Here is a 9,386-nt window from a genome sequence, read left to right as displayed (position 1 = left end):
TTCAAGAGGTCTAAGGGGCGAGGGGGTGAAGGCGGCGTAGCCGCCTTCACCCCCTCGCCCCTGACAGCGTAACAGCCTGTCATTTCGAGCGAAGCGAGACCACGAAGTAGCAGCGAAGCTAAATCTATCACATTATTATCATTTTACAAAATACTTAGTCGGACACTAATGACTATTAATAAGCATATCAAAGAGTTTTTGTGTAACATTATGTACCCACAAACATACTTTGTGTACACATTTTTATCTGCATAGTTCACATTGACATAAGTTTATTTTTTTTAGATTTGCTTTACCAAAACTAATAAATCCATAAACTAACCTGTTTGTTTTAAGCACACAAGACTTTAAAACAAACGCAAAACCCTAAAAGAACATGAAAAAAATGTATCCTTTGCTTTTCCTAGCAATGTTAGTTGTCTTTGGTTGTTCCGAAGAAAAAATTAAGCAAGACCAATTTGACCAAACAGAAGAATTAGAACCCCTTACAACTCTTGAAATCAACGGCATTATTAACGAGTTGCTAGAGAAGAAAGGCGAGTTTAATTGGAGTGATGTTGACAACTTCGTACTATGGAGTGCCCTAATGCACGGAGACAACATTTTATCCATTGGTTTTTATAACGAACCATTTACCACTGAAAAATCCAACGAGCAAATCGCAGTAAAAAAAGATTTGATCGGCCTTGTGGTTGACATGGAGTCGGATTATTCTGAAGAAATAAAAACCGAAGAAAAGTTGCTAGTGTATGACGGAAGAGAGCTCAACCATATGGATATGGTAGTGTATAGCCTTGAAACACTAGAAACGCTTAGGAATAGCCCCAACATTAGATACCTAGAACCTTCTGGCTACACATATTTTGCGCATGAGGACGTGCTCAAGAGCGCATCTGGATGCAACACCACACCATCATACGTTTACCCTGCTGATTATACAACCATTGCCCCTGGATCTCTCCAATCATGGACTTACAGCCATCACAACATACCGCAAGCATGGAACTACAGCACTGGAACTGGAATTACCGTTGGTTTGATTGACACAGGAATTTCCTCGGAGCAATCGTTACTTGGCAACAATTTTAATCAGGGGTATTCCACTGGGCGTTTTGTTCAGAAGTACGGAACGTATGTTAACTCCATTTGGCCTTGGTCTACAACAACGGATGGCCCTGACGACCAATGCGGGCACGGCACGCTTATGGCCGCCACCATTGCAAGTCCTCGAAACAGCCAAAACCTTCCCGTAGGCGTTGCATACAATTGCAACCTAGTTGCCTATAGGGGCACTAGCGATGTGGTTCTTGATGGGTACCATGAGAAGCGAGGTGTTTCTCAGGCGCTCATAGAACTAGCTAATCGATCGGACGTGAAGATCATTTCCATGTCAATTGGCCATATCTTTTCGGCAGGAAACATTAGCGATGCCATAAAGTATGCCTACTCAAAGGGTAAAATGATTATTGCAGCCGGGGGAACATCAACCTGGTTCACCAATTGGGCAGGAGTTATATTCCCTGCAAGTATGGATGAAACCATTGCCGTTACAGGTATTACTGATGGTGCAGGATATACCGAGTGCAGGGTTTGCCACAAGGGTAGCAAAATTGACTTTACGGTAGTAATGCAAAGAGCCAGCGATAGCGACAGGACATCGGCCTGTTTGGGGTATTTTGAGAACACATCGACCTACGTTGGTGGTTCATCTGTTGCCACTGCAACTACAGCAGGAATTGCTGCACTAATTTGGTCGCAGAACCCAACCTGGAACCGCCAGCAAGTTTACGACAAAATGAAGCAGTCGGCTACATTCTACCCCAACAGGAATTCAAGCTTCGGATGGGGTTCAATAAATGCCCTTGCAGCTGTACAGTAGCACTTGTTATTACTTTTATATGTATAACCCGACTTACAAGTCGGGTTTTTTCAGCTCATTCGCAAGGATATTCCAATATGTTTTTATTATTTTACAGGAGTAATCCCAATTATTTTAATCTTACAAGCAAGAGAATTAAATTATTTAAACACAACCATACCCCTTAAGCCATTATGAGAAAAGACGTTGAGGTAATTTGCGAGAATACGAAAGAGCGAAAAAAGCTTAAACCCGGATTGAATCTCCTTGAAATATCAAAAGCCTTTGGGCTTAAGCTAGAGCATCAGATACTAGGCGCTATGGTGAACAACGAGCTTAAAGAGCTCGACTACGAAGTATACAGCCCAAAGACCGTCAGGTTTATCGACATCACCCACGCCGATGGGATGCGCATGTACCAGCGTAGCCTTTTCTTCGTGCTACAGAAGGCTGTTAGCGACGTTGTTCCCGGTGCAAGGGTGCAAGTTGAACACTCAGTTTCGAAAGGTTTCTACTGCGAAATTGAGGGGATGTACGAACCCATTGAGCTGCCGCTAATTTTTGGTATTGGCGACAGAATGCGGGAAATTGTTGCAGAGGATTTGCCCATTAGGCGCGACAAGGTGCTTACCAAGGATGTGGTGCAGATGTATAGGGAGACTGGACACGAGGAGAAAGCAAGCCTTTTCGAAACTCGTGCCACTATGTACACATCGGTATACTACATCAACGGAACTGCCGATTACTTCTATGGATGCCTTGTGCCCTCAACGGGCTACCTCAAGGCATTCGATTTGGTAAAATATTACCAGGGTATGCTGCTCATGGTGCCCAAAAGAAGTAACCCGGTTGAGCTCGAAGACATTGTTCTGCAGAACAAAATGTTCGATATTTTTCAGGAATATAAGGAGTGGGTTGAGATCCTTGGCGTAAGCACAGTTGCAGCAATCAATAAGCAGATTAAGAGCAAAAACACCAGTGAATTGATAAAGATATCGGAAGCTCTTCATGAACGCAAGGTAATACATATAGCCGACGAAATTTACAATCGCAGAGATAAGGTAAGGATTGTATTAATATCGGGGCCATCGTCATCGGGCAAAACAACCTTTGCCAAGCGTATAGCCATACAGCTAAAGGTTATGGGGCTTGCTCCACACACCATATCGCTCGACAACTACTTTGTTGACAGGGAACAAACCCCACTCGACGAAAATGGGGAGTACGATTTCGAATCGTTAGGTGCGCTTGATATTGACACGTTTAACAACAACCTGGTTGACCTTCTCGAAGGCAAAAAAGTGGATTTGCCAAAATTTTCATTCGAAACGGGCAAGCGTTTTTACGATGGCACAAGCCTGCAAATAGAATCCAACGGTATTATTATAATTGAGGGCATTCATGGGCTTAACCCAAACCTAACACCGCTGATTGAACCAGAGAAAAAGTTCCTAATCTACATTTCGGCTCTCACATCGCTTTCGATAGATGGCACTAACCGAATTCCAACTACCGACAACCGGCTTATCCGACGAATAATACGCGACTACAAGTACAGGGGGTACAGTGCGCTCGACACCATTTCGCGTTGGGAAAGCGTTCGCCGCGGCGAGGATCACAATATCTTCCCATACCAGGAGGAGGCCGATGTGATGTTCAACTCTGCCCTGCTTTACGAATTTGGCATACTAAAAACCTACGCCGAGCCAATACTTAGAGAGGTGCCAATGAACGTTCCAGAGTATGCAGAGGCTCGTCGATTGATGAAATTTCTAAACTTTTTCACACGTATTCCCGATGAGGAAATTCCCCCAACCTCAATCCTACGTGAATTTTTGGGTGGTAGCACATTTTCGTACAAATAGTTCGCTTTAGCCTATCGGTGTGAACGTTAGAAAATGTTTGGGCAACAAACGTATGTAAACAAAGTATCAATATTCGCTCAAAAAAGTTTTGAACAATTGCATAAAATAATCAACAAAGTGCAATATTTGCAGCGCTTTATTAGCATTCTATTGGTTTTATTTGTTAATATTGTAAACAATTACATAGGTTTAGGTGCCTTCAATAAAACATAAAGTATAACCGTATGGTTAAGTATGTAATAGTTTTACTCAATATGCTAGGGATTATGCTAGCCAACATACTGTTTCCTAGCGATGTATCCCTACAGATAAAAGCCCCTAACGAAGTTACCGCAGGTGCAGAATTTGATATTGAGATAACGCTAAACAAACGCGGAGCCGAAAGTTTTGCTCGTTTTCAGCAAGAGCTTCCTCGAGGGCTCACAGCGCAGGTAGTTGACAATGAGAATGCAAGTTTTGCCTTTGAGGATCAAAATGTGAAGTTCATTTGGCTTCGATTGCCTGCCGACGATCAGATTACCATTTCATACAAAATCAAGGTAGACGAAAGGCTGAAAGGCAACTTCTCCATTGAAGGGTTGTTCTCGTATATCGACGGGAACGATCGGAAATCGGTAAAACTCGACCCAAAGCAAATCACCATTAAGCCATCAACCACAGTGAATCCCAACCTCATAGTGGATATTTCGGAGTTCCAACAAATGGTGCCTTACCAGCCACCTGTATCGTTGCTGGCTAGCAATGTTCGGTGCATTCGACAAGCGCCATCGTTTACAGGCGAAGGGAACGATATGCTTGTAAATATCCTGGTTAGCAGAGGAAACGCCGATAAATTTGCAAAAATTGAGGAGGATATTCCCGCAGGTTATGTAGCCGAGGCAGCATCGACCCGCGATGCCATTTTCACCTTCAAAGATCAAAAGGCCAAGTTCCTATGGATGAATCTACCACCTGAACCTCGATTTGTGGTGAACTACAGGTTGAGCCCAGCAGATGGTACTGCATCAACTGAGCTGCCCATAAAGGGCACTTTCTCCTTTATCCTTAACGATGTAACTCAGGTAATAGATATCATACAGCGAGACGTAGACCTTAGCAACCTCGACCCTCAACATCTTGATGGGATCATTGCATCGTCGCCCGCACCAAGCATTGTTGCTCCAACTCAAGTGGCTGGAGTACCCACCAGCAGCTCCTATTCCGGTGCCGACGGAGGACGCGAAATTCCTGTTCAGTTCCAAGATATTGATGATAAAAGGCCACGAACTTCTGCCAAGCAGCGAGAGCTAGATATAGCCTACATGCTTGAGCCCGAAGAAGGTGTTTACTACCGGGTTCAAATAGCCGCAGGTCACCGACTGGTTGATATCAAGAGGTACTTTCAAAGGCTAAGCATAACCGAGGATGTACGTACCGAGCGGCATGAAGGGTGGTATAAATATTCTATCGGTTCGTTTGCCGAATACAAGTTGGCCAGAGACAGGAGAAACGATATTTGGTCGACCACACCAATTGACGATGCATTTGTAGCCGCATATAACAATGGTACGCGCATAACAGTTCAGGAGGCCCTTATGATTACCAACCAGCAATGGTACAGGTAGTATCAAAACTATTTGAATTGATAATGATAAAGAACAAGTACATATTTTTTTGTGTTACCCTTATTGCACTTATGGTTTTGGGCTCTACCACCTACGCCCAGGACGAGGATGAGGATTACTACACAAGCCTACTTACCCAAGAGGTTGAGGTTGAAAACCCTGTGTACAAGCCCGTACTTTCGCTCGGTACCGGGATAGTTCATTATCTAGGAGATATACGCAATCCAGGTAAAAACCCGCTTATGGGCGACTTAGCCTACAGGTTTAACGTTTCGACACTGTTTGGCAAGAACAACTACTACAAGCTTAACTTCTTTCTAATGTATGGTAATATGCAGGGGCATGATTTTGAAATATCGAGAATGATGCAACGAGACCCCAGCCGACTAAAGCTTGACAACGACCTACTCCCAATATACCATAACTCATCATTCAGCACCGAGTTTTTTGAATTTGGAATAAGTGTAGAGTATAACTTCGGCCACATTTTTGGAAAAAACAAAAAGTTTAGACCTTTCGTGTCAATTGGCGGTGCTCCATTTGTTATCAACCGTTTTCAGTCGGACGAGAAGAACGATAATGGATCGTACTATCACTTTTGGGACGATGGCACCATGCGCAACCTGCCTCAAACCCACCCCAACTCTTTCGATGCCAACATCGTCAATTTTAACAAGGTATACGATGCCGACATTCCGCGCTCCGACTATCACGAGATAAAATATCCGCAGTCAACAGGGGTGGCTATGATAGAGGGTGGATTCGATTTCTACCTTTCGTACCGGGTGAACCTAAGGGTGGCCACGTCGTTGCACTACACCTTTACAGATGTGATTGACAACTTCACGCCAGAGGTGGCCAAGCGATATGATATCCCAGGTAAATTTGCGGGAAACGATATGTTCATGCTCACCAACTTCTCCCTGCATTTCGACCTGTTCTCCGACCCCGAGATGATTCGAGTTGAATTGATGTTTGCCGAGCTCGAGGATTTTGATTACGAATTGTTAGCCGACCAGGATATGGATGGCGTTTTCGACAGGCTGGACGAGTGTCCCGACACGCCAATTGGTGTCGCTGTTGACTCGCTGGGCTGTCCTTTCGATACCGATGGCGACGGAATCCCCGACTTTATGGACGATGAGCCCAACACTCCTCCCGGTGCAATAGTTGATGAACGTGGGGTTCAAATTTCGCCCGAAGTACTGGCTCAAATGTTCGAGAAGCCAACCGCAGTTCGTCGCGAGGATGCCACCATGATACCCGTTGCTCCTATTTGGACACGCAGCATCTCGTTTACGCCAGGCGTTATCCCATCAAAATTCAGAAATGTTGATAAGGATGGCGATGGGTACATTTCATTCCAAGAACTTATGGGTGCCATAGAAGCATTCTTTGATGGAACGCTAAATATGACCGTTGAGGACATTTACGAGTTGAATAATTTCTTCTTCTCGCAGTAGACAGAAGAACTGAAGGTTATTTACAATTAAACAGTCGGCTTGTTTAGCCGACTGTTTGCGTTTGAAACAGTTTGGGTTTTGCTTTCTATTTAAAAACTGTGATAAGTAAAGTGGAATTATCCAAAGACCCCTTGGCACTCACTATGAATCTATACTACTGGAAATGTAAAACGACGTACCGGTGCTGGCGGGAATTCTGTACAGAAAAAAAGGGCGAGCTACTTTCTAATTACAGGAGGGATAACATTTAGCTTCATTTCGCGGTTAACGGAGCCATCCTGCTGATAAACCCACGCCGCTCCGAGCTGATTACCTTGTCGGAAATATATGCGTGCTGCTGGATCGCCACCAGGAAAAAGTACAGTCCAAAAGCCTTCGGCTTTCCCGTTAACATAATAGCCCGTAAGGTTTAGCTGCCCCGCTTCGTTATAAAACTTCCATGGCCCAAACGAACGGCCATTGTGGTAAGCACCAACCTGCTTAGGTGTACCATTGGGGTTGTTTACCACCCATAATCCGTGGTACACACCGTTCTTAAACTCTCCACGGCTAAAAGTTTTGCCATCAGGCATAAAACTCTTCCATTGCCCTGCCCTCTGGTTATTTTCATACTGTCCGGTTTCGGCAATCTGACCCGAGGGGTAGAACTCGCTGTATTCGCCAACCAACACACCCGCTTTGTAGTGCGAAATGTTCATCAGCTCGCCCGATTCATAGTACCCCAGAACCTTTCCCTCAATCTTTCCATTATTGTAATAGGCTGCTCGCTGTAGATTACCATTTTTATAGTACACATAAAGGGTGACATGAAATTCCCCTTTACTCTTATGTCCCTTATAGTTTAGCTCGCCGGTGGGATGATAGGTTTTGTACTCGCCATGCAAAGTATCGTTCATGTAGTAAGCCAACAGCATAAGGTTACCCTCGGATGAGAAAACCCTTGTTTTGCCATTTAGCATATTATTGGAATAGTCGCTCTCGGTATCAACCCTACCGTTAGGATGATATGTTACCAGCTTACAATCGAGCATATCGTTGATATAGCAACCGGTTTGGTATAGCGATCCATCCTCGTTCCAAACGCTATACTTACCATTTTTAACCCCATCCTCATAGCGAAACATGCTTTTTCGCATACCGTTGCGGAAGTAGTTTACCCACAAACTATCGGGCTTATTATCAACAAATCGTCCCTCCTGCATTACATTACCCTCGGGGTAAAAGAATTTGTATTCGCCCTGCTTTAGGGTATCGCCATTCTCGATGTAGTACTGATATGTTTCCTGAACAACGCCAGAGGGGTAATGCGATTTATAATCTGCAAGTGTTTGGGCAAAAGTTAAAAACCCCATTGCAACGAATAGGGTTATTAAAGGAAATCGTTTCGAGTAAAGCAGCATTCTTTGCATATGGTATAATAGCAGTACTAAAGAACCTAATGGCTGAATGGCTGTAGAGCGTTTTAACTGCAAGATATGCTAATCCACCTTGCTACCGCCAACATCAATCACCATTTGCGCACCCTCAAGGGCAAAGCGTGGGCCGTAATCAACAATAATAGCAATGGCATACTGACCGGGGGGCAACTCACCAGCAGGCAATTCCACCTCAACGTTACGAGTCATTTTGGGGAAGGTCTCAACCTCGAACGAAGGAAACTGCTTCTCCTCGGCAGTCATCACGTTCGAAGCGATTAGATGCACCTTGCATTTGGTTACCTTATCGCCAAGGTTATCGAGGGTGGCCGAGAACTTTCGGTTTGCATCCCCATCCTTTGTGATCTCTTGCAGACTAGTTACCTTAATGGAGTGATTGGCATTTGAGGTAGGCGACTGATAAACAGTAACACCAATTCTTCCGCTAACGGTAATGCCCGCACCAAGGTCTCGATCAGCACCCCAAGATGTTTGTTCGCGAGCAGTTTGAAAGTTCAATATGCACCATGCTGCACCATATTCATCAGAGGGCACAAGCATTGATACTTGAATTGGTATCTGATCGCCAGGATTTAATTCAAAAAAACTAGGGTTAATATTCAACCAGTTAGCAGCGGAATGTCTTGTAGTATTTGGAGGCATTATTTGGCGTTTGCCATCACTGCTGGGCAAGAAATCAGAAATTGCCACGACATAAGAAGCTTTTACATTACTATGGTTTTTAACATTAATAACCTTAGTTTGGTTTTCGCCCGGCTCGGCGTTAAAGTCGAGCCTAACGGGAGCCACCTCAAAATCTTGAGCATACACTCCGGCCGAAATGCTTGTGAGCATTAGCCCTAACACCAAATTTAATCCAATCCTCATATAGGTAAGATAGTTGAGTTATACTAGAAGACAAATATAACCTAAAAAACGATAAATGTTACCTCAATCGTATGCAACCATAATTTTTCATATTTCAACCATTTTTTCTCAACTCAAACAATTCAAAATACATTTATCCATCTATTTGATATTCTGCAACTTTAAATCTGTAAAAATTCTTTTTCAAATTTAATTTTATATGATTATCCGCTAATGTGCCTAAATTATTATATTTGTACAAAATATATTGAAAATGAATTTTATAGATTTTGTAAAGCAGCATCCTGATGAGA

Annotated in this window: 6 protein-coding genes; 4 read left to right on the top strand and 2 right to left on the bottom strand. The window is 43.7% G+C overall.

Annotated elements, in window-relative coordinates; genetic code table 11:
* The first annotated feature begins 376 nt into the window (after positions 1-376).
* The 4 genes from G8O23_RS16745 (at position 377) to G8O23_RS16730 (ending at position 6,790) form a co-directional block, all read left to right on the top strand.
* Entirely contained in the window at positions 377-1,879 is a 1,503-nt protein-coding gene (locus tag G8O23_RS16745; protein WP_166366989.1) for a S8 family peptidase, read from the top strand.
* Between the two features lie 173 nt (positions 1,880-2,052).
* Positions 2,053-3,723 (top strand): nucleoside kinase, encoded by a 1,671-nt coding sequence (locus G8O23_RS16740; protein WP_166366987.1) that lies wholly within the window; start codon positions 2,053-2,055, stop codon positions 3,721-3,723.
* Positions 3,724-3,947: 224 nt separating this feature from the next.
* Positions 3,948-5,327: an SPOR domain-containing protein gene (locus tag G8O23_RS16735; RefSeq protein ID WP_166366985.1), complete on the top strand. Its 1,380-nt coding sequence runs from the start codon at positions 3,948-3,950 to the stop codon at positions 5,325-5,327.
* Between the two features lie 23 nt (positions 5,328-5,350).
* A complete protein-coding gene (locus tag G8O23_RS16730) occupies positions 5,351-6,790 on the top strand; it encodes an EF-hand domain-containing protein (RefSeq protein ID WP_166366983.1) in 1,440 nt (479 codons plus the stop codon).
* 218 nt (positions 6,791-7,008) lie between these two features.
* Here the strand turns inward: G8O23_RS16730 and G8O23_RS16725 are convergent, their stop codons facing one another.
* Positions 7,009-8,142: a toxin-antitoxin system YwqK family antitoxin gene (locus tag G8O23_RS16725; RefSeq protein WP_166366981.1), complete on the bottom strand. Its 1,134-nt coding sequence runs from the start codon at positions 8,140-8,142 to the stop codon at positions 7,009-7,011.
* 126 nt (positions 8,143-8,268) lie between these two features.
* Positions 8,269-9,093 (bottom strand): fimbrial biogenesis chaperone, encoded by an 825-nt coding sequence (locus G8O23_RS16720; RefSeq protein ID WP_166366979.1) that lies wholly within the window; start codon positions 9,091-9,093, stop codon positions 8,269-8,271.
* Positions 9,094-9,386 lie beyond the last annotated feature (293 nt).

This window comes from Perlabentimonas gracilis (assembly GCF_011174675.1).
Lineage (GTDB): Bacteria > Bacteroidota > Bacteroidia > Bacteroidales > Tenuifilaceae > Perlabentimonas > Perlabentimonas gracilis.
The sequence above is the reverse complement of the archived record's forward strand: the minus strand, read 5'-3'. Positions and strand labels throughout refer to the sequence as shown.